The sequence below is a fragment of the Armatimonas sp. genome (genome assembly GCF_031410135.1).
Lineage (GTDB): Bacteria > Armatimonadota > Armatimonadia > Armatimonadales > Armatimonadaceae > Armatimonas.
In genome coordinates, this window is sequence record NZ_JANNYP010000342.1 from 1 (window position 1) to 1,016 (window position 1,016).

Consider the following 1,016-nt stretch of genomic DNA (forward strand, 5'->3'; position numbering starts at 1 on the left):
GGCCCGTTTTCACCTCGACATCCAAGCTCACTGAGAGTGCGTAGGCGTTTTCCATACACACCTTTACTTTCGTGCCAAGCTCGGGGGCCGCGTCTTTGTCTACCTCAAAGAGCAGCTCATCGTGGACTTGCAAGAGCAACAGGGCCGGGAGCTTGGTTTCTTTGAGCATCGCCGAGACCGAGAGCATGGCTTTTTTCATAAAATCCGCACTCAGCCCCTGAATCGGCATGTTCGCCGCCGCTCGCTCCGCTGCCTGACGAAAGTTAAACACGCGATTATTGATATCGGGAATCCAGCGCCGACGGCCAAAGAGGGTCTGGACATAGCCGTTTTTCTGGGCAAACTCAATCGTCGCGTCGAGATAGACCTTCACACCCGGAAAGCGCGCAAAGTACGACTCTTTCAGCGCCTTCGCCTCGCCCTGCGGAATCTTCAACTGCCGCGCCAGCGCAAAATCCGAGATGCCATAGAGCACCGCAAAGTTCACCGTTTTTGCCGCGCGCCGCATATCACTCGTCACGTCACCCGGCGCAACCCCATACACCTTGCTCGCTGTGTACTTGTGGATGTCCTCGCCAGACGTGAACGCCGCCCGCATGTCCGCGTCGTTGGCCACGTGGGCAAAGATGCGCAGCTCGATCTGGGAGTAGTCCGCCGAGAGCAGAATCCGGCCTTTCGGCGCGACAAACGCCTTGCGAATCTCCCGCCCAATGGCCGTGCGAATCGGAATGTTCTGCAGATTGGGGTTCGACGACGACAGCCGCCCCGTCGCCGCAACAGTCTGGTTCAGCGACGTGTGCACCCGTCCATCGCTTCTGACCAATGCAGGTAGCGCATCGGCGTAGGTGCTCTTGAGCTTCGCCAGCTCTCTATACTGCAACACATCCGCGACGATCTTATGCTCCAGCGCAAGGGGCTCCAGCACGTCCGCATCGGTCGAGTAGCCCGTCTTGGTCTTCTTCCCCGACGGCAGCTTCAGTGTCTCAAAGAGCACTTCCGCCAGTTGTTTCGGCGAG

1 protein-coding gene is annotated in these 1,016 nt (G+C 58.6%); it reads right to left on the minus strand.

The features are described 5' to 3' along the window. On the minus strand, nucleotides 1-1,016 hold a 1,016-nt coding region (locus RMO15_RS12580), incomplete at both ends, for a DNA polymerase (RefSeq protein WP_309712904.1).